General features: G+C 76.2%; 18 protein-coding genes. 12 read left to right on the top strand and 6 right to left on the bottom strand.

Going from position 1 to position 18,505, the window contains the following annotated elements:
* The first annotated feature begins 93 nt into the window (after nucleotides 1-93).
* Nucleotides 94-969 (top strand): patatin-like phospholipase family protein, encoded by an 876-nt coding sequence (locus tag IE170_RS25675; protein WP_189811801.1) that lies wholly within the window; start codon nucleotides 94-96, stop codon nucleotides 967-969.
* Between the two features lie 122 nt (nucleotides 970-1,091).
* Entirely contained in the window at nucleotides 1,092-1,883 is a 792-nt protein-coding gene (locus IE170_RS25670) for a spermidine synthase (RefSeq protein WP_189811856.1), read from the top strand.
* A gap of 9 nt (nucleotides 1,884-1,892) precedes the next feature.
* Here the strand turns inward: IE170_RS25670 and IE170_RS25665 are convergent, their stop codons facing one another.
* Nucleotides 1,893-3,221, bottom strand: coding sequence for an MFS transporter (locus tag IE170_RS25665; RefSeq protein ID WP_189811800.1), 1,329 nt, complete (start codon nucleotides 3,219-3,221; stop codon nucleotides 1,893-1,895).
* A 150-nt stretch (nucleotides 3,222-3,371) separates the two neighbouring features.
* Nucleotides 3,372-4,409 carry a DUF8017 domain-containing protein gene (locus IE170_RS25660; protein ID WP_189811799.1) on the bottom strand — a complete coding sequence of 346 codons (1,038 nt, stop codon included), beginning with the start codon at nucleotides 4,407-4,409 and terminating at the stop codon, nucleotides 3,372-3,374.
* A 97-nt stretch (nucleotides 4,410-4,506) separates the two neighbouring features.
* Between IE170_RS25660 and IE170_RS25655 the strand changes: the two genes are divergently transcribed.
* The 4 genes from IE170_RS25655 (at nucleotide 4,507) to IE170_RS25640 (ending at nucleotide 8,703) form a co-directional block, all read left to right on the top strand.
* Nucleotides 4,507-4,959, top strand: a complete 453-nt coding sequence (locus tag IE170_RS25655; RefSeq protein WP_185902628.1) for a DUF4442 domain-containing protein — start codon at nucleotides 4,507-4,509, stop codon at nucleotides 4,957-4,959.
* A gap of 143 nt (nucleotides 4,960-5,102) precedes the next feature.
* Nucleotides 5,103-5,312: a DUF2191 domain-containing protein gene (locus tag IE170_RS25650; RefSeq protein WP_189811798.1), complete on the top strand. Its 210-nt coding sequence runs from the start codon at nucleotides 5,103-5,105 to the stop codon at nucleotides 5,310-5,312.
* Nucleotides 5,313-5,444: 132 nt separating this feature from the next.
* Nucleotides 5,445-7,973 (top strand): beta-glucosidase family protein, encoded by a 2,529-nt coding sequence (locus tag IE170_RS25645; protein ID WP_189811797.1) that lies wholly within the window; start codon nucleotides 5,445-5,447, stop codon nucleotides 7,971-7,973.
* Nucleotides 7,974-8,031: 58 nt separating this feature from the next.
* Nucleotides 8,032-8,703, top strand: a complete 672-nt coding sequence (locus IE170_RS25640) for a DedA family protein (RefSeq protein ID WP_189811796.1) — start codon at nucleotides 8,032-8,034, stop codon at nucleotides 8,701-8,703.
* Between the two features lie 57 nt (nucleotides 8,704-8,760).
* Here IE170_RS25640 and IE170_RS25635 read toward each other — a convergent pair whose 3' ends face one another.
* Nucleotides 8,761-9,318: a gamma carbonic anhydrase family protein gene (locus IE170_RS25635; protein WP_189811795.1), complete on the bottom strand. Its 558-nt coding sequence runs from the start codon at nucleotides 9,316-9,318 to the stop codon at nucleotides 8,761-8,763.
* 161 nt (nucleotides 9,319-9,479) lie between these two features.
* Here IE170_RS25635 and IE170_RS25630 point away from each other — a divergent pair, with 161 nt between their 5' ends.
* Nucleotides 9,480-10,262, top strand: a complete 783-nt coding sequence (locus tag IE170_RS25630; protein WP_189811794.1) for an acyltransferase — start codon at nucleotides 9,480-9,482, stop codon at nucleotides 10,260-10,262.
* 8 nt (nucleotides 10,263-10,270) lie between these two features.
* Here IE170_RS25630 and IE170_RS25625 read toward each other — a convergent pair whose 3' ends face one another.
* Nucleotides 10,271-11,137: a DMT family transporter gene (locus tag IE170_RS25625; protein ID WP_189811793.1), complete on the bottom strand. Its 867-nt coding sequence runs from the start codon at nucleotides 11,135-11,137 to the stop codon at nucleotides 10,271-10,273.
* Nucleotides 11,138-11,244: 107 nt separating this feature from the next.
* Between IE170_RS25625 and IE170_RS25620 the strand changes: the two genes are divergently transcribed.
* Nucleotides 11,245-11,823, top strand: coding sequence for a helix-turn-helix domain-containing protein (locus IE170_RS25620; protein WP_189811792.1), 579 nt, complete (start codon nucleotides 11,245-11,247; stop codon nucleotides 11,821-11,823).
* A gap of 13 nt (nucleotides 11,824-11,836) precedes the next feature.
* Here IE170_RS25620 and IE170_RS25615 read toward each other — a convergent pair whose 3' ends face one another.
* Nucleotides 11,837-12,247: a CoA-binding protein gene (locus tag IE170_RS25615; RefSeq protein ID WP_189811791.1), complete on the bottom strand. Its 411-nt coding sequence runs from the start codon at nucleotides 12,245-12,247 to the stop codon at nucleotides 11,837-11,839.
* Between the two features lie 179 nt (nucleotides 12,248-12,426).
* On the opposite strand from IE170_RS25615, the gene IE170_RS25610 reads away from it, so the two are divergent.
* The 3 genes from IE170_RS25610 to IE170_RS25600 all read left to right on the top strand — a co-directional run bounded on the left by IE170_RS25610 (nucleotide 12,427) and on the right by IE170_RS25600 (nucleotide 17,432).
* Nucleotides 12,427-13,053: a YigZ family protein gene (locus tag IE170_RS25610; RefSeq protein ID WP_189811790.1), complete on the top strand. Its 627-nt coding sequence runs from the start codon at nucleotides 12,427-12,429 to the stop codon at nucleotides 13,051-13,053.
* Nucleotides 13,054-13,254: 201 nt separating this feature from the next.
* Nucleotides 13,255-14,424: an exonuclease SbcCD subunit D gene (locus tag IE170_RS25605; RefSeq protein WP_189811789.1), complete on the top strand. Its 1,170-nt coding sequence runs from the start codon at nucleotides 13,255-13,257 to the stop codon at nucleotides 14,422-14,424.
* Nucleotides 14,421-17,432 carry an AAA family ATPase gene (locus IE170_RS25600; protein ID WP_189811788.1) on the top strand — a complete coding sequence of 1,004 codons (3,012 nt, stop codon included), beginning with the start codon at nucleotides 14,421-14,423 and terminating at the stop codon, nucleotides 17,430-17,432. Before IE170_RS25605 ends, IE170_RS25600 begins: the two co-directional genes overlap by 4 nt.
* Here the strand turns inward: IE170_RS25600 and IE170_RS25595 are convergent.
* Nucleotides 17,422-17,868 (bottom strand): Lrp/AsnC family transcriptional regulator, encoded by a 447-nt coding sequence (locus IE170_RS25595; RefSeq protein ID WP_189811787.1) that lies wholly within the window; start codon nucleotides 17,866-17,868, stop codon nucleotides 17,422-17,424. The two genes, IE170_RS25600 and IE170_RS25595, sit on opposite strands and share 11 nt — an antisense overlap.
* Nucleotides 17,869-17,963: 95 nt before the next feature.
* Between IE170_RS25595 and IE170_RS25590 the strand changes: the two genes are divergently transcribed.
* Entirely contained in the window at nucleotides 17,964-18,503 is a 540-nt protein-coding gene (locus tag IE170_RS25590; protein WP_189811786.1) for a rhodanese-like domain-containing protein, read from the top strand.
* Nucleotides 18,504-18,505: the final 2 nt, after the last annotated feature.

The following is an 18,505-nucleotide window of genomic DNA, read 5'->3' as shown; positions in this document are numbered from 1 at the left end:
CCGGGGGACGCCGCCCCCGCCGTTCCGGCGGCGGGCGGCGTGCGCCAGACTGCCTGACCGACGGCACGGACGACGGCGAAGGGGCGGCGGGCGATGGGCAGCACGGAGGGCGCGGGCGGCGCGGGCCGCGGCACGGCACTGGTGCTGGGCGGCGGCGGGCTCACCGGCGTCGGCTGGGAGTGCGGGATCCTGTACGGGCTTGCCGAGGCGGGCGTGGACCTCGCCCGCGCCGACCTCGTGGTCGGCACCTCGGCGGGCTCCCTCGTCGGCGCCCAGCTCGCCTCCGGCCGGCTCACCCCGCAGGGGCTGTACGAGCGCCAGCTCGCCGACCCGGCCGGCGAGACCGCGGCCCGGGTCGGCGCCGGCCTCCTCGCCCGGTACGCCGCCGCGATGCTGCGCTCCCGCGACGCGGCGGCCTACCGGCGCCGCATCGGGGCCATGGCGCTGGCCGCCGACACCGGCGGGGAGGCGGCGCGCCGCCGGGTGTTCGAGGAGCGGCTCGTCTCGCACGAGTGGCCCGGGCAGCGCCGGCTCGTCGTGACCGCCGTCGACGCCCTGACCGGCGAGCCGGCCGTCTTCGACCGCGACTGCGGGGCCGGGCTGGTAGACGCCGTCGCGGCGAGCTGCGCCGTGCCCGGCGTCTGGCCGCCCGTGACGGTGGGGGAGCGGCGCTTCGTCGACGGAGGGATCCGCTCCGCGGTCAACGCCGACCTGGCCGCCGGATACGAGCGGGTCGTCGTCCTCGCCCCGATCGCCCTCGGCTCCCGGCTGCTCCCCTCGCCGGCCTCGCAGGCCGAGCGGCTGCGGCGGGACGGCGCCCGCGTCCTGCTGATCACCCCGTCGGCCGCGGCCCGCCGGGCCATCGGGCGGAACGTCCTCGACCCCGCACGCCGGGCCCCCGCCGCGCGGGCCGGGTACGCGCAGGCCGCCGAACACGCGGCCGAGGCCGCCGCAGTGTGGAACGCCTGAGCGCCTGCGCGGACGGACGGCGCCCGCCGGGCGGACCGGCCGCCCGGCTGCCGGACAATGGTGCGGTGAGCGACGAGCAGATCCCGGTGGTCCGGGCCGTGGGGCAGGGCACCGCCAAGCTGATGCCGGACGTCGACCGGGACCGGGCGTGGCTGCTGACCGTCGACGGCGCCCCCCAGTCGTACGTCGACCTCGACGACCCGGAGCACCTGGAGTTCGAGTACGCCCGCCGCATCGCGCACGTCCTGGACTGCGCGGCCGAGCCGGGCCGCCCGCTGGACCTGGTGCACCTCGGCGGCGGCGCCCTGACGCTGCCGCGCTACGCGGCGGCCACCCGCCCCGGGTCGCGGCAGTGCGTCGTGGAGTTCGACGCGGGGCTGGCCGCGCTGGTGGCGGAGCACCTGCCGCTGCCCGCCTCGGCGGGTGTGACGGTGTACGTCGACGACGCGCGGGCGTGGCTGGAGGCGGCGCCCGCGGACAGCGCGGACGTCCTCGTCGCCGACGTGTTCGGCGGCTCGCGCGTGCCGGCGCAGCTGACGTCCCTGGAGTACGCGCGCCGGGCGGCCCGGGTCCTGCGGCCCGGTGGGGTGTACGCGGCGAACCTGGCGGACGGGGCGCCGTTCGGCTTCCTCCGCGGCCAGCTGGCCAACTTCCGCGCCGCGTTCGACGAGGTGGCGCTCATCGCCGAGCCGGGCGTCCTGCGCGGCCGCCGCTTCGGCAACGCCGTCCTGCTCGCCTCCGACCGCGAGCTCCCCCTCGCCGCGCTGGCCCGGCGGTGCGCCGCCGACGCCTTCCCCGCCCGCGTGGAGGACGGGCCCGCGCTGGAGCGGTTCGTACGCGGCGCCCTCCCGGTCGCCGACGCGGACGCCGTCGCCTCGCCCGAGCCGCCCGACGGCGCGTTCGGCATCGGCTGACCGCCGGCCTCAGCCGCGCACCGTCTCCGACTCCGCGGGGGTCTCCGGCGCGGGGGCGGGCAGCGAGCCGGCCTTCGGAGGCGAGGGACGGCGCGTCATCCGGCGGACGTCGGGCACCGCGAGGACAGCGGCGGTGACCGCCACGACCAGGACGGCGCAGCCCCACAGCGCGTTCGTACGGCCGAACGCCGCCTCGGCGGGCCCCGCCAGGGCCGTCGCCAGCGGCAGCATCGACACCGAGCCGAACCAGTCGTAGGCGGAGACCCGGGAGAACTTGTCCTCCGGGATCTCCTGGTGCATCGTCGTCATCCAGCTCACGCCGAAGACCTCGATGGCCGCGCCGCTGACGAACATCACCGCGCAGAGGCCCCACACGGGCAGCGGGACGGCGAGCCCGGCCGACGGCAGCGCCAGCGGGAACACGCACAGGGTGCCCACCAGCAGCAGCCGGCGCGGCTTCCACACCATCATCAGGACGGCGCCGGCGAGGGTGCCCACCCCGAACAGGGCGAGCGCCAGGCCCCAGGGGGCGGGGCCGCCCAGCCGGTCGCGGGCCACGAGCGGCCCGTACACGGCCTCCGCCGCACCGACGACCGCAACGACGACCGAGAACTGGAGCACGATGCTCCACAGCCAGGGGCGGGTCCTGAACTCCACCCAGCCCTCGCGCAGGTCCGCCAGGAGGCCGCCGCCCGGGGCCCGTTCGGGGACGTGGCTGACGTCGAGGGCGGCGCGCAGCGCGCCGGCCAGCGCGAACGCGGCCGCGTCGACGGCGAGGACCCAGCCGGGCCCCATCGCGGCGATCATCGCCCCGCCCAGCGCGGCCCCGCCGATGCCGGCGCCGTTCATCGCCATCCGGAAGAGGGCGAACGCGCGGTTCGCGTGCTCGCCGGAGACGCTGGAGAGCAGCATGCCCTCGGCGGCCGGGTTGAAGAAGGCCGTGCCGGTGCCGCAGAGTGCGGTGAGCAGCATCATCTGCCACAGCTGCGGTGTCCCCGTGAGCACGAGGACGGCGAAGGCGGCCTGCGAGGTGCAGTTGAGGGCGTTGGCCGCGACCATCACGCGGTGGCGCGGCAGCCGGTCGGCGACGGCGCCGCCGACCAGGAGGAAGAGCACCAGCGGCAGGGTGCGGGCCGCCGCCACCAGGCCGACGTCGCCCCCGGAGCCCCCCGCCTCCAGGACGGCGAAGGCCGAGGCGATGAGCGCCCCGTGGCTGCCGAGGTTGGTGATGACGGCCGCGCCCGTCAGGAGCGTGTAGTTGCGGCCGGCCCATGCGGGCCTGCGGCGCCGCGGGGCGGGCGCGGACGGGGCGGGAGGGGTGGCGGCGGGAGAACTCACCCTGGGACTATCCCCGTCCCGGGCCGGGATGCCAAACGGATATCCCGCCCGGGACGGACGCCGCACCCGGGGCCCGGCAGGGCGCCCGCGGCGGGCACCGGCAGGGTCAGCCCCGGATCGGCTTCCGGATCGGCCTGGATCGAGCCCCGATCAGCCCGTCGTTCCGGTGCCGTGCAGGCGCACCGAGCTGAGGACCTTGTCCATCGTCGCCTGCGGGACCTCGCCCTCGACGCCGACGGCGCTGAAGAGGATCCAGCTGGAGAAGTCGCCGTTCGCGGTCTTGAAGCTGAACGCGATGGACTTGCCGTCGCGGGAGCACTTGTTCTCCTTGGGCACGCCGAGCGCGGTCGCGGTCGCCATGTGGCCCTTGAGGCCGGAGGAGGTCGTGTACTCCTTGGGGTCGGAGACCTTCACGGTCCCCTTCGGGGCCTTCTGCGCGAACGCGGCGAACGCCCAGTTCCCGGCCTCGTTGCGGACGGCCTCCGCGGTGTCCTTGGCGCCCTGGCCGCCCTTGGTGCCGGTGCCGGCCAGCTCGGTCTTCTCCTCGCGGCCGTCCTTGTCGGAGTCGATCTTGCACCAGTCCTCCTTGAGGAAGGCCGGTGCGGAGAAGCTGATGATCGGCTTGCCGTCGTTCTTCACGTCGTCGGTGAAGCTGGCGATGACGCCGGGGCTCGCGACGTTCCACTCCGGCGGCACGTCGAAGGCGGTGCCGTACTTGGGGTTGACCACGGCCTTCCAGCCCGGGACCACCGGCTGGACGTCGCCGCCGCCGCGCGGGTTCTCGCCGGTCGGGGCCGGCTCGCTCGGGGCCGGGGCGGCGGACGAGGAGGCGGCGGCGGGCTTGCCGTCGGCCTCGTTGCCCTTCCCGTCGTCCCGGGTGAGGACGAACGCCCCCGTCGCGGCCGCCGCGACGACCACCGCGGACACGGCGACGATCGCGACCGTCTTGGTGGAGAGGCCGCCGCCCCCGCCGCCCGGCGGTGCCGGAACGGCCTGCTGGGGCTGCGTCCACGGCTGCGCCGGCTGCCCCGGCTGGCCCGGTGCCTGGTGTCCCGCCTGCGGGTATCCGTAGCCGGGCTGCTGCTGATACGGGTTCGGCTGCTGTCCCGGCGGCTGCTGGTACGGGTTCTGTTGCGCGTCCTGAGGGTTGGACTGTCCCCCGGGCGGCTGCTGCTGTCCTGGCCACATGGCCGACAACCATAGTGGGAGGCACCGTCACCGGGAACGGCCGCCCCCGGCAAGAGGTCTGGTCAAGCGGGTCTACTCGCGGGTAACATCGCCGCCCATGAGCGCAGACCAGATGAACGTGGGCGAACTGCTCGCCGCGACCGTGCCCATGGCCAAGACCCTGAACCTCCAGTTCCTGGAGACCACCCCGGAGCGCGCGGTCGTCCGGCTGCCGGACCAGCCCGACTACCACAACCACGTGGGCGGCCCGCACGCCGGCGCCATGTTCACCCTGGCCGAGTCCGCCAGCGGCGCCATCGTGCTCGCCGCCTTCGGCGACCAGCTCTCGCGCGCCGTGCCCCTGGCGGTGAAGGCCGAGATCGCCTACAAGAAGCTCGCCAAGGGCGTCGTCACCGCCACCGCCACGCTGGGCCGCCCCGCCGCCGACGTCGTCGCCGAGCTCGACGCCGGAGGCCGCCCCGAGTTCCCCGTCGCCGTCGCCATCCAGCGCGAGGACGAGGCCGTGACCGGCGAGATGACCGTCGTGTGGACCCTGCGCCCCAACGCATGACCACACCTCCCAGGGGGAATGAGTGGGGCCGCGCCTGCCGGGCGCGGCCCCACTCGCGTCTCCCGGGCCCGCTCCGGCCCGGACGCCGGGGCCCGCCCGGCCCCGGCCGCGGCGCCGCGGACACCGACGACAGGGGAGCCCCCATGGCAGGCAGAGCCAAGATCGACATCAGCCTCGACGCGGAACTCGTGGTGGAGGTGATGGTCCTCGCCGGGGTCTCCTCACCGCAGGACGCGGTCGAGGCCGTCGTACGCGACTACATCTCCCGCGGGCACCGCACCGAGGCGCGCGTGGAGTCGCAGGACGAGCCGCGGCGCACCCCCGACCCCCTGCTGCAGCCGCCGCAGGGCTGAAACTCCGCGCCGCCCCTGCGCGTCCCGCCCGGCCCGCCGCCCGTACGGCGCCACAGTGGCCCCGGGAGCGGTCCGGCGCGGGCCGCTCCCGCCGACCGGAGCCGCAGGGGGCACCATGAGCGAGGCCGTGTCATGAGCGGGGCCCTCTCCCGGCGTTCGGCGATGCGGCTGCTCGGCGCCCTCGGCGCGGCGGGCGCGGTGCTCGGCGCGGGCGGCTGCGGAGCCGCGCTGCCGCCCGGCGCCACTGCCCGTACGGGGACCACCCGTACCGCCCCCGCTCCGGCGGCGGGCGCGGGCGCCGCGGCGGCAACCGGCCGGCCCGGCAGCGCCGCCCGCGTCGAGGCCCTGCTGGAGCGGCTCACCCTGGCCGAGAAGACCGCCCTCCTGCACGGCGCCCCCGACCCTGCAGGACGCGCCCCCGCCGGCCATCTGCCGGGCGTACCCCGCCTGGGCATCCCGCCGCTGCGGTTCGCCGAAGGCCCCGCCGGGGTGCGGGGCGCCGGCCCGGCCACCGCCCTGCCCGCGCCCGTGGTGCTGGCCTCCGCCTTCGACCCGGCGCTGGCCCGCGAGTACGGCCGCGTCCTCGGCCGCGAGGCCCGCGCCCTCGGCCAGGACGTGCTGCTCGCCCCCGCGGCCGACCTCATCCGCACCCCACTCGGCGGCCGGAACTCCGAGCGATTCTCCGAGGACCCGCGGCTGACCGCCGACCTGGTCGCCGAAGTGGTCCGCGGCATCCAGGAGGAGGGCGTCGTCGCCGCCGTCCGGCATTTCGCCCTCGCCACGCGGGAGCAGGGCCGGCACATCGCCGACGCGGTCGCCGGGGAGCGGACCCTGCACGAGAGTGCGCTGCGCGGCTTCGAGGCGGCCGTCGCCGCCGGGGCCGGCGCCGTCGTGGCCGGACCACACAAGGTCAACGGCACCCGCGCCTGCGAGAACACGGCCCTCCTGGACGACGTGCTGCGCGGCCGCTGGGGCTTCGCCGGCTGGGTGCTCTCCCACCGGGACACCTCCCACGGCACCGTCGCGGCCATCGGCGCCGGCCTCGACATGGAGATGCCGGGCGACACCCGCTTCGGAGCCCCGCTCGTCGAGGCCGTCCGCGCCGGCACCGTCGCCGAGGCCTCCGTCGACCAGGCGGTGCGCCGCATCCTGACCGCCATGGACCGGTTCGGCCACCTCGACGGCCGGCCCGGCGCCCGGCCCGCCCGCGACGCGGCAGCCGGGGCGCGGCTCGCCCGCCGGACCGCCGCCGCCGGCGCCGTCCTGCTCCGCAACGAGCGCGGCACCCTGCCGCTGTCCGGGGCCGCGGCCCGCTCCCTCGCCGTCATCGGGCCCACCGCCCGGATGCCGTCAGCGGGGGCAGCAGGCGGCTCCTCCGAGGCCGCCTCCCCGCTCACCGCCCTCGTCCGGCGCGCCGGGAGCGGCGCCTCGGTGGTCCACGCGACCGGCGAGGACGTCCACGGCCGACCGCTCCCTCCGGACCTGCTGACCCCGCCCGCCGCCCTTGACGACCGGTGGGTCGCCGCCGGGCGCACCTGGAGCCACGAGGGCCGCTTCACCCTCGCCGAGGACGACGAATGGACCCTGCTCGTCCACTACTCGGGCGAGCGCCCGACCGTCCGCCTCGACGGCGAGGAGCTGTTCCCCCTCCGGCAGGGCGCCGCCGAGCAGTACGCGGGCGGACTGCCGGCCGCCGCGCCCGACGGGCTCGCCGTCCGCCGCCACACCGTAGCCCTGCGGGCCGGCGAGCACCGGCTGTCCGTCACCGCCCGGGGCGGCCCCCGCGGGCAGCGGTTCCGGATGCGCCGCACCACGGGCGCGACGAGGGCCGCCGACGTCGCCGAGGCCGTACGGCTCGCGAAGTCCGCCCGCAGCGTCGTGCTGTTCGCCCACGAAGAGACCGCCGAGGGTGCGGACCGGGCCTCGCTGGGCCTCCCCGGCGGACAGGCCGCCCTGATCGAGGCCGTCGCTGCGGCGAACCCGCGCACCACGGTCGTGCTGCAGACGCCCTCGGCCACGGCCATGCCGTGGCTCGCCCGCACCGGCGCGGTCCTCCAGATGTACCACCCGGGCCAGGCGGGCGCGGAGGCCGCCGCGGCCGTCCTCTTCGGCGACACCGACCCGGGCGGGCGGCTCACCCAGACGTTCCCGGCCGACGAACGGCAGGGCCCGGCGGCCGCGAGCCCGCAGGGCCCGGGGCCGGGCGGACGGGAGGAGTACACCGAGGGCGTCCACACCGGCCACCGCTGGTACGAGGCGCAGCGCGCGGCGCCGCTGTTCCCCTTCGGACACGGGCTGTCGTACACCTCGTGGGAGTATGCGGACCTCGCGGTCCGGCCCGAGGGCGCCGGGCTGCGCGTCGAGTTCACCGTCCGCAACACCGGCCGCCGCAAGGGCACCGAGGTCGCCCAGGTGTACGTCGGCCCCTCGCCCCGGATCGCCCTCGACCAGCCGGTGCGCGCCCTGGCCGGCTACCGGCGCCTCATGCTGGGGCCGGGGCAGTCCGAGCGGGTCACCGTCGGGGTCGACGCGCGGGCCCTGTCCTGCTGGGATGCGGAGAAGCACGCCTGGGTCCTGGGCACCGGCCGGCGGGAGGTCTTCGCGGGCCGCTCCTCGCGCGACCTGCCGCTGCGGGCGGGGGCTGTCGTCCGGAACGGATAGGCTGCCCGTTCGGCGCGTCACCGGGGACGCGCCGGTTCGCAAACGGGAGGACGCACCGGTGCACATCCAGGAATGGCTGGAGCAGATTCCGGCGGTGGCCATCTATGTCCTGGTCGGTGGGGTCATCGGGCTGGAGAGCCTCGGCATCCCGCTGCCGGGGGAGATCATCCTCGTCAGCTCGGCGCTGCTCGCCTCGCAGCACGGCGAAATCGACCCGCTGGTCCTGGGCATCTGCGCCACCACCGGGGCGATCGTCGGAGACTCGATCGGCTACGCGATCGGCCGCCGCGGGGGCAAGCCCCTGCTGGAACGGCTCGGGAAGCGGTTCCCGAAGCACTTCGGGCCGGCGCAGGTCGCCCTCGCGGAACGCTCCTTCGAGAAGTGGGGCATGTGGGCCGTCTTCTTCGGCCGGTTCGTGGCCCTGCTGCGGATCTTCGCCGGGCCGCTGGCCGGCGTGCTGCACATGCCGTACTGGAAGTTCCTGATCGCCAACGTCTTCGGCGGCATCCTGTGGGCGGGCGGCACCACGGCCGTCATCTACTACGTCGGCATCGTCGCCGAAGCCTGGCTGAAGCGGTTCTCCTGGCTGGGCCTCGTACTCGCGGTGCTGGTCGGCCTCACCTCGATGATCGTCATCAAGCGGCGCGCCGCGAAGGCGGCCGCCCAGGCTCCGGCGCCGGAGGCGCCCGAGGAGCCCGCGCAGGCCGAGCCGGCGGCCGCCCGCAGCTGACGCCGGCGGCCGCGGCGGATCAGGCGTGCCGGGCGGGCCCGCCGGATCCGCCGCGGATCAGGCGTGCGGGGCGACGCAGGCGCGGTGCTGTTCCGCGAGCTCGCGGTACATCGCCGCGTTGAGCCGGATGCCCTCGCGCTCCTCGTCGGTCAGCTCCCGCCGCACCTTCGCGGGGACGCCCGCGACGAGCGAGCCCGGCGGGACCACCATCCCCTGCGGTACGAGCGCCTGCGCGGCGACCAGCGAGCCGGCGCCGATGACCGCGCCGTTCAGGACGGTCGCGCCCATGCCGATCAGGCAGTCGTCCTCGACGGTGCAGCCGTGCACGACCGCGTTGTGGCCGATGGACACGCGCTCGCCGACGGTGACCGGGAAGCCGGGGTCCACGTGCAGCGTGCAGTTGTCCTGCACGTTGCTGTCGGCGCCGAGCACGATCGGGCCGCAGTCGGCGCGCAGCACCGCCGAGTACCAGATGCTCGCGCCCGGCCCCAGTGTGACGTCGCCGACCACGACCGAGGTCGGCGCCGTGAAGGCGCCGGGGTCGATCTGCGGGCTCTTTCCCCCGACGCCCGCGACGAGTGCCCCGGCCGGGGCGTGGTCCGCGTGTTCCGCCATGTTCTCTTCCTCAGTCCTGGGTGTTACGGCCGCCCGGGGGCGGCGCGCCCGGTGGATCCGACGTGTCGCGCCAGGGGCACCGTAGGCCATGGCCGTCCTCCGGCCTGCGATGGGGTGAAGGTCACGGCGCGGCCGGGGCCCCGGCACGCTACGGTGAGCCGGTGCCGAAGAACCAGAACACGTTCTCATCTCTGACCGCCCTGCGCCGCCGCCTCGCCGGCCGCGCGGCGCACGCCGCCTGGCGCTGGATGCAGCAGGCCGGCGCCGTCACCGCGCAGACACCGGGGCGGCTCCGCTTCGGGGCGATCGGGCACGGCACGCGGCTCGCCTTCCCCCAGGGCACCGTCTTCGGCGAGCAGTGGATCCGGCTGGGCGACCACTGCATCGTCGCCGAACAGGTCACGCTCACCGCCGGGATGCTGCCCGGCCTCGACCTCGGTGCAGAGCCCGTCCTCGTCATCGGCGACGGCGTGGTGCTCGGCCGCGACACCCACGTCATAGCCGACAGCCGCATCACCATCGGGAACGACACGTTCTGCGGGCCCGGGGTGTACATCACCTCCACGAACCACAGCTACGACGACCCGAACGAGCCGGTCGGCAGGCAGTGGCCGCGCAGCGCGCCCGTCGAGATCGGCCCCGGCTGCTGGCTCGGCACCGGCGCGGTCATCCTCCCCGGAGCGCGGCTGGGCCGGAACGTCGTCGTCGCCGCGGGATCGGTCGTCCGAGGCGAGGTGCCCGACCACGCGGTCGTCGCGGGCGCGCCCGCCCGCATCGTCCGGCGGTGGACCGAGGAGGGCGGCTGGCAGCCTCCGCTGCGCACCCCGGCCCCCGTGCCGATCCCCGACGGCGTCACCCCCGACCAGCTTCGGGCGCTCGGGGAGCTGGCCGAGGCCGAGCAGCGCACCGCCCGGGCGGCCGCCGGCGAGCCGGCGGCGGGGTAGGCCCGTACCTATCCGGCGGCCAGGAGAACCGTCCCTGCGAGGGCGAGGCCGGCGCCGGCCGCCTGGACCGCGCGCAGCCGCTCCCGGAGCACGGCGTACGCGGCGAGCGCCGTGACCACCGGGTACAGCGAGGACAGCACGGCGGCGACGGTGACCGGGCCGTTCTGGGCGGCGACGGAGTACGTGCCGTTCGCGGCGACGTCGGCGAGCCCGACGAAGGCGAGGGCGGGCAGCAGCCGCCACAGGGTGCGCATGCCGGTGCCGTCCGGGAGCGCGGGGGAGCCGCGCCGCACCTGCACCCACAGGGCGGCGCCGCCGGCGGCCACGTTGACGACGCGCTGCACGAACAGGGCGAGGAACAGCCCAGTGACGTTCGCCGAGGCGTGTGAGATCAAGGCCATCACGGCGCCGAACCCGAAGGCCGCGATCAGCGTCAGCACCACAGCACGGCGCTGCACCGGCGCCCCGCGCAGTTCGGGGCCGCCCGCGAGCACGATGCCGACGACGGCGATGGCGATCCCGGCGAACTGGCCCGCCCCCGGCTCCTCGCCCAGCGCCAGGCCGACGCCGACCGGGACGACCACGCCGAGCGAGCCGAGCGGCGAGACCACGCCCATCGGGCCGAGCGCGAGCGCCTTGTAGAAGCTGAGCATCGCGACGGGCCCGACCAGGCCGGCTGCGACCGCGAACCACAGCTGCGGCCCGGCCTCCCGCCAGGCGCCGGTGCTCAGGACGACCGCCCCGAGGGCGAGCACGGCGAGGACCTGGGACGCGACGACCACCGTCAGCGCCGGCAGCCGCCGGGTGAGCAGCCCGCCGCCGAAGTCGGCGAGTCCCCACAGCACGGCTGTGGCCAGGGCGAAGAGGGAGGTCATGGGCGGGGCCTCGCAGTACAGTGCGGTGAACGGTGGAGTGCAGCGTCGGGTACGCGGCACGATAGTTCATTCTGTTGGACTGCGGCATCCAGGATATTGGACGGAACGTGTCGGACTTCGAACAGCTCACCCAGGCCCTCGCCCGCAACCTCCGGTACTGGCGCGGCGAGCGCGGCTTCACCCTGGAGGCGCTGGCCGCCCGCGCGGGGGTGAGCCGCGGCATGATCATCCAGATCGAGCAGGCCCGTACGAACCCCAGCGTCGGCACCACGGTCAAGCTCGCCGACGCCCTCGGGGTCAGCATCACCACGCTCCTGGACCGGGACCGCACCCCCCAGGTGCACGTGGTTCTCCCGGGGCACGGCGTGCGCATGTGGTCCACCGAGGCGGGCAGCCGCGCCAGCATGCTCCTCGGCGACGACCGCCGCGGCCCTGTCGAGATGTGGAGCTACCGCCTGGAGCCGGGCGAGGCCGCCGACTCCGACCCGCACCCGGCCGGAACCTTCGAGATGCTCCACGTCACCGCCGGGGAGCTGACCCTCGTCGTCGCCGACGAGCGGTACGCGGTGCCCGCGGGCGGCGCCGTCTCCTTCGAGGCGAACGCCCCCCACGCCTACCGCAACGAAGGCGGGACACCGATGGAGATGACCCTCGCCGTCTCCATCCCGCCCGTCGCCGGGCCCTGACGGCCGGGCCGGGCTACGGCCGCAGCGCCGGGATCTCGATGGCGGGGCAGCGGTCCATGACCATCTCCAGCCCGGCCGCACGGGTCCGGGCGAACGCGGACTCGTCCACCACCCCCAGCTGGAACCAGACGGCGTCCGCGCCGGCAGCGACGGCCTCGTCGGCTACATCACCCGCGAGGGAGCTGTTGACGAACACGTCGACCACGTCCACCTTGAACGGGATCTCCGCGAGCGAGGCGTACCCCTGCTCGCCGTGCACGGTCTCGGCCTTCGGGTGCACGGGCACCACCCGCTTGCCGAACCGCTGGAGCACCCGCGCCACCCCGTAGGCGGCCCGGTCGGTGTTGTTGGACAGGCCCACCACGGCCCAGGTGTCGCCGAGCTCGGTGAGGATCCTGCGGATGGTTGCCGGGTCGCCGTACACGGATGCGCCTCCTGCTGCGATGCTGCCGCTCACGGCCGCCGACCGGCCGCACCCGCTCAACGGCCGGGACGCCCGCCCGATTCCCCGCGGTACCGGCGCGAGGGTGCAGGGCCCGGGCAGCGGTTCGCTCCCCGGGCGGTGGCCCAGGGCCGTCCGCGGCCACGGACTAGGGTGGAGCGGTGAAGTCAGACCAGTACGCGACGGTGGCCCGGGAGGGCGCGCACGAGACCGAGATCAACCGCTCGCGCTTCCTGTGCTCGCTCGCCCCGGCCGCGACCGAGCAGGAGGCGCAGGACTTCGTGGCCCGCATCCGCCGCAAGCACCCCGCAGCCACGCACAACTGCTACGCGTACGTCATCGGCGCCGACGCCGCCGTCCAGAAGGCCAGCGACGACGGCGAGCCCGGCGGCACCGCCGGCGTCCCCATGCTCCAGATGCTGATGCGCCGCGACATCCGGTACGCGGTCGCCGTCGTCACCCGCTACTACGGCGGCGTCAAGCTCGGCGCCGGCGGGCTCATCCGCGCCTACGGAGGCGTCGTCGGGGAGGCCCTCGACGAGCTCGGCACCGTCACCCGCCGCCGCTACCGGCTGGCCACCGTCACCGTCGACCACCAGCGCGCCGGCAAGACGCAGAACGACCTGCGCTCCACCGGGCGGACCGTCGTCGGGCTGCACTACGGCGCCGCCGTGGAGATCGAGGTCGCCCTGCCCGAGGCGGACCTGCCCGCCTTCGAAGCCTGGCTCGCCGACACCACCGCCGGCACGGCCGTGCTCACCCTCGGCGGGGAGACGTACGCCGCCTGACACCGGAACCTGCGGGGCCTGGGGGGCGGTTCGCCCCGATTGAGACGTTCGTCTCACCGCCCTGCCCGACGCCCCCCGAACGGCGGTGCGGGCCGTGGTCGAGGCGTTAGCGTAGGGGGTCCATCGGAGGAGTTCATCGGCAGCGGGCGACGCAGGGGGACGGACGGGCATGCGGTGCGCAACGGCCGGCGGAGCCGCCGAGTGAGGCTCCTGCACACCTCGGACTGGCACCTCGGCCGGTCCTTTCACCGGGTCAACCTGCTCGGCGCGCAAAGCGTCTTCATCGACCACCTGGTCGACACCGTCCGCGAGCACCGCGTCGACGCCGTCCTCGTCGCCGGCGACGTCTACGACCGGGCTGTGCCCCCGCTGCCCGCCGTCGAGCTGTTCGACCGCGCCCTGCACCGGCTCGCCGACCTCGGCGTGCCCACCGTGATGATCTCCGGCAACCACGACTCCGCCCGCCGCCTCGGCGTCGGCGCCGGACTCATCGGCCGGGCCGGCATCCACCTCAGGACCGACCCCGAGGGCTGCGCCGACCCCGTCGTCCTGGCCGACGAACACGGCGACGTCGCCGTCTACGGGCTGCCCTACCTGGAGCCGGCCCTCGTCAAGGACACCGTCGGCGCCGCGAAGGCCGGCCACGAGGCCGTCCTCGGCGCGGCCATGGACCGCGTCCGCGCCGACCTCGCCGGGCGGCCCGCCGGCACCCGCTCCGTCGTCCTCGCCCACGCCTTCGTCACCGGGGGGCAGGCCAGCGACAGCGAACGCGACATCGCCGTCGGCGGCGTCGAAGCCGTCCCGGCCTCCGTCTTCGCCGGGGTCGACTACGCGGCCCTCGGCCATCTGCACGGCTGCCAGACCATCAACGAACGGGTCCGCTACTCCGGTTCCCCCCTCGCCTACTCCTTCTCCGAGGCCGCCCACCGCAAGAGCACCTGGCTCGTCGACCTCGGCCCCGCGGGCGAGATCACCGCCGAGCGCATCGACACCCCCGTCCCCCGGCCCCTCGCCCGGCTCCGCGGACGGCTCGACGACCTCCTCGACGACCCCGCACACACCGCGCACGAGCACTCCTGGATCGAAGCCGTCCTCACCGACCCCATCCGCCCCGACGACCCCATGGCCCGCCTCACCGCCCGCTTCCCCCACACCCTCAGCCTCGCCTTCGACCCCGAGGGCCGCGAGGACGACGGCGGGGCCACCTACGCCCAGCGCCTGCGCGGCCGCACCGACCAGGAGATCGCCGAGGACTTCGTCGCCCACGTCCGCGGCGGCGCCCCCGACGACGCGGAGCGCGCCGTCCTGCACGACGCCTTCGAGGACGTCCGCGCCGCGGCCGGCGCCGAAGGGCAGGAGGCCCGCCGGTGAGGCTGCACCAGCTCCGGATCACCGCCTTCGGGCCGTTCGCCGCAACCCAGGAGGTCGACTTCGACGCCCTGTCCGGCGCGGGCATCTTCCTGCTGCACGGACCGACCGGGGCGGGCAAGACCTCCGTCCTCGACGCCGTCTGCTACGCCCTCTACGGCGCCGTGCCCGGCGCCCGCCAGGCCCCCGGCACCACCCTGCGCAGCGACCACGCCGACCCCGGCACCCCCACCGAGGTCAGCCTGGAATTCACCGCCGGCGGCCGCCGCCTGGAGATCACCCGGCGCCCCGAGCAGGACCGGCCCAAGAAGCGCGGCACGGGCACCACCCGGGACAAGGCGCAGAGCCTGCTGCGCGAGTACGACGGCCGGCAGTGGACCGGGCTGAGCAGGTCCCACCAGGAGACAGGCGAGGAGGTCGAGCAGCTGCTCGGCATGAGCCGCGAGCAGTTCTGCCAGGTCGTCCTCCTCCCGCAGGGCGAGTTCGCCAAGTTCCTGCGGGCCGACGAGAACGCGCGCGGCCGCCTCCTCGGCCGGCTCTTCGACACCCGCCGCTTCGCCGCCGTCGAAACCCTGCTCGCCGAGCGCCGCCGCGCCGCCGAGGCGCGCGTCCGCGCCGGCGACGAGAAAGTCCTCGGCACCGTCCAGCGGATCGCCCAGGCCGCCGGCGACTGCGCCGACCTGCGCGCCCGGCCGCTGCCCGCGCTGCAGCCCGGCGACCCGGGCCTCGCCGCGGCCGTCCGCGCCTGGGCGGCGGTCGCCCGCTGCTCCGCCCGCGAGCGCCTCGCCGTCGCCGAATACGCACTGGCCGCGGTCGAGGGCCGGCACGCCGCCGCCCGCCGGGCCGCCGAGGAGGCCCGCGAACTCGACCGCCTTCAGCGCCGGCACGCCGAGACGGCCCGCCGCGCCGCCCTGCTGGAACAGGCCGCCCCCGAACGGCAGCGCGTCCGCGACCTCCTCGACCGGGCCGCCCGCGCCGCCCTGGTCGCCCCCGCGCTCGACCTGCGCGAGGCCGCCTCCGCGGCCTGCCGGGCCGCCGCCGGAGCCGAGGCCGCCGCCCGCGCCGAACTCCCCGCCTCCCTCGCCGGGGCGGGCGCCGAGCAGCTGGCCGCCGTCGAACAGCGGCTCCGCGAGGACCTCGGGGCGCTGGGCGCCGCCCGCCGCGCCGAGCAGCGCTGCGCCGAGGCCGCCCGCGAACGGGCCGCCCTGGACCGCGAGGCCCGCGCCGCCGAGGAGCAGCTGCGCGAATCCGCCGAGTGGCTCGACCGCTGGGAGGAGACCCGTACCGCCCTGGCCGCCCGCGTCGACGCCGCCCAGCAGGCCGCCACCCTCGCCGAGCAACTCGCCGGCCGGCTGGAGCCCGCCCGGCTGCACCTGAACGCAGCCCGGCGCCGCGACGCCCTGGACGAGGACGCCCGGCGCACCGAAGCCGGACTCCTCACGGCCCGCGAGGAGTCAGCCGCGGCCCGCGAGCGCTGGCTGGAGCTCAAGGAGGCGCGGCTGCGCGGCATCGCCGCCGAACTCGCCGGCGCGCTCGTCGCGGGGGAGCCCTGCACCGTCTGCGGTTCGGCCGAGCACCCCGCGCCCGCCCGCCCCGCCCCCGGGCACGTGGACCGGGCCGCCGAGGACGCCGCCCACACCCGCTACGAACAGGCCGAAGAGCGCCGCGCCGCGCGGGAGAGGGAGCGCGCCGCCGTCCTGCAGGCCCGCGCCGAGGCGGCAGCGGCCGCCGGGGACGCCACCACCGCCGAACTCCTCGCCCTCACCCAGGACCTCGGCTCCCGGCACTCCGCCGCCCACGCCGCCGCCGCGGGACTGCACGCGGCCCGCGAACAACTGGCCCGCGCCGACCGCGAGCACACCGCGCGCGCCGCCGACCGGCTCGAAGCGGAACGCCGCGCCGCCGCCCGGGCCTCCCGGCGCGAGGCCCTCGACCGCGAACACGCCGCCCTCGAAGCCGAACTGGCCCTCGTCCGGGGCGATGCCCCCACCGTCGCGGCCCGCGCCGAAATCCTGGAGGGCAGGGTCCGCATGGTCACCGCGGCCGCGGCGGCGCTGCGCCGGTCCGAGGCGGCCGCCGCCCGGCTGAAGGAGGCCGACGGCCAGCTCGCCGACGCCGCATTCAAGGCCGGCTTCGACACCGTCGCCGAGGCGGCCGCCGCCGTCCTCCCGGACCACGAGCGCACCGCGCTCCGGCACCGGCTCGACGCCTGGCAGGCCGAGGAGGCCACGCTCGCCGACCGGCACGCCGAAAGCGACACCGCCGCCGCGGCCGCCCTCCCGCCGGCCGACCCCGCCGGCGCCGAAGCGGAAGCCGAGCGGGCCGCGGCCCGCCTGCGCACCGCCGCGTCCGCGTACGACGCCGCCCGCGTGCGGTGCGCCGAACTGGACCGGCTCTCCCGCCAGGCCGACCTCGAACTGCGCGCCCTCGGCCCGCTGCGGGAGGCGTACGAGCGGGTGGCCCGGCTGGCCGGGCTTACCGCGGGCACCTCCGCGGACAACGAGCGGAAGATGAGGCTGGAGGCGTACGTGCTGGCCGCGCGCCTGGAGCAGGTCGCGGCCGCCGCGTCGGTGAGGCTGCTGCGCATGTCGGGCGGCCGCTACACCCTCGTCCACTCCGACGCGAAGGCGAGCGGACGCGGCCGCTCCGGCCTCGGCCTCCACGTGGTGGACGCCTGGACCGGCCGCGAGCGCGACACCGCCACCCTGTCGGGCGGCGAGACCTTCTTCGCCTCCCTCGCCCTCGCCCTCGGACTGGCCGACGTCGTCACCGACGAGGCGGGCGGCGTCCGCCTGGACACCCTGTTCATCGACGAGGGCTTCGGGAGCCTCGACGACCAGGCCCTCGACGAGGTCCTCGACGTCCTGGACTCACTGCGCGAACGCGACCGCAGCGTCGGCATCGTGAGCCACGTCGCCGACCTGCGCACCCGCGTCCAAGCCCAGCTCGAAGTCGTCAAACAGCGCGGCGGCTCGGTGGTCCGCCACCACACCGCCGCCCCTACGGGCTGAGGGGACGGCGGGGGAGCGGCGAGGAGTACACGACGCTGGTCGTGACCGCGCCGAGCCCGGAGATCCGGCCCGCCACCTCCTCCAGATGCCCCATCGAGCGGGCGGCTACCTTCAGCACGAAGCAGTCGTCGCCCGTGACGTGGTGGGCCTCCAGGATCTCCGGGGTGGCCTCCAGCAGGTCGTGGAACGGCTTGTAGTTGCCGTGCGGGTAGCGCAGCCGGACCAGCGCCAGGATCGACTTCCCCAGCTTCTCCGGGTTCACCACGGCCGTGTACCCGGTGATCACCCCGGCCTCCTCAAGGCGGCGCACCCGCTCGGTGACGGCGCTCGCGGACATGGACACCGCCCGGGCGAGCTCGGCGAAACTGGCGCGCCCGTCCTCCTGGAGGGCCGCGAGGATGCGCCAGTCCGTGGTGTCGGGGGAATACTCGGTCATGAGGCAGATGTAGCAGGGGAATCCACGGCGGAACAAGGGGAAGGCCGGGGAAAGACCCTTCCGGGATGATCACGGCGGGCCGTAGATTCCTGCCCATGACGACGACACCGAAGCCCGCCGCCTCCGACGCCGCCGCTGTGGGGCGCACCGCCGCGCCCGTGAACCCCGTCCTGCGGGTGCCCCCGGCGGCGCCCGCCGCGGCCGCGGCCTACTTCGCCGCCAGCCTCGCCTTCCACGCGGACACGGCCGACGTCGCCGCCGCCTTCCGCGCCCACCGCGAGGAGGGCGCCGACCTCGGCTTCCAGCTGGTCGACTCCCGCTCCACCCCGGCCTGGGACCAGGCGCACATCCCGGGCGCCGTCCACCTGCCGACGGCGCTCATCCCCGAACAGGCCGAGCGCGTCCTCGACAAGGGCGTCCCCGTGGTCACGTACTGCTGGGGCCCGGGCTGCAACGGCGCCACCCGGTCCGCCCTCGCCCTCGCCGAACTCGGCTTCCAGGTCAAGGAGATGCTCGGGGGCATCGAGTACTGGATCCGCGAGGGCTTCGAGGTCGAGACCTGGCAGGGCCGGCAGCAGCGGCCCGAAGCCGACCCGCTGACCGCGCCGACCGACTCGGACGACTGCGGCTGCTGAGC

It is taken from the genome of Streptomyces toxytricini, from assembly GCF_014649915.1.
Classification (GTDB): Bacteria; Actinomycetota; Actinomycetes; order Streptomycetales; family Streptomycetaceae; genus Streptomyces; species Streptomyces toxytricini.
This window is presented reverse-complemented; position numbering and strand designations above follow the sequence as displayed.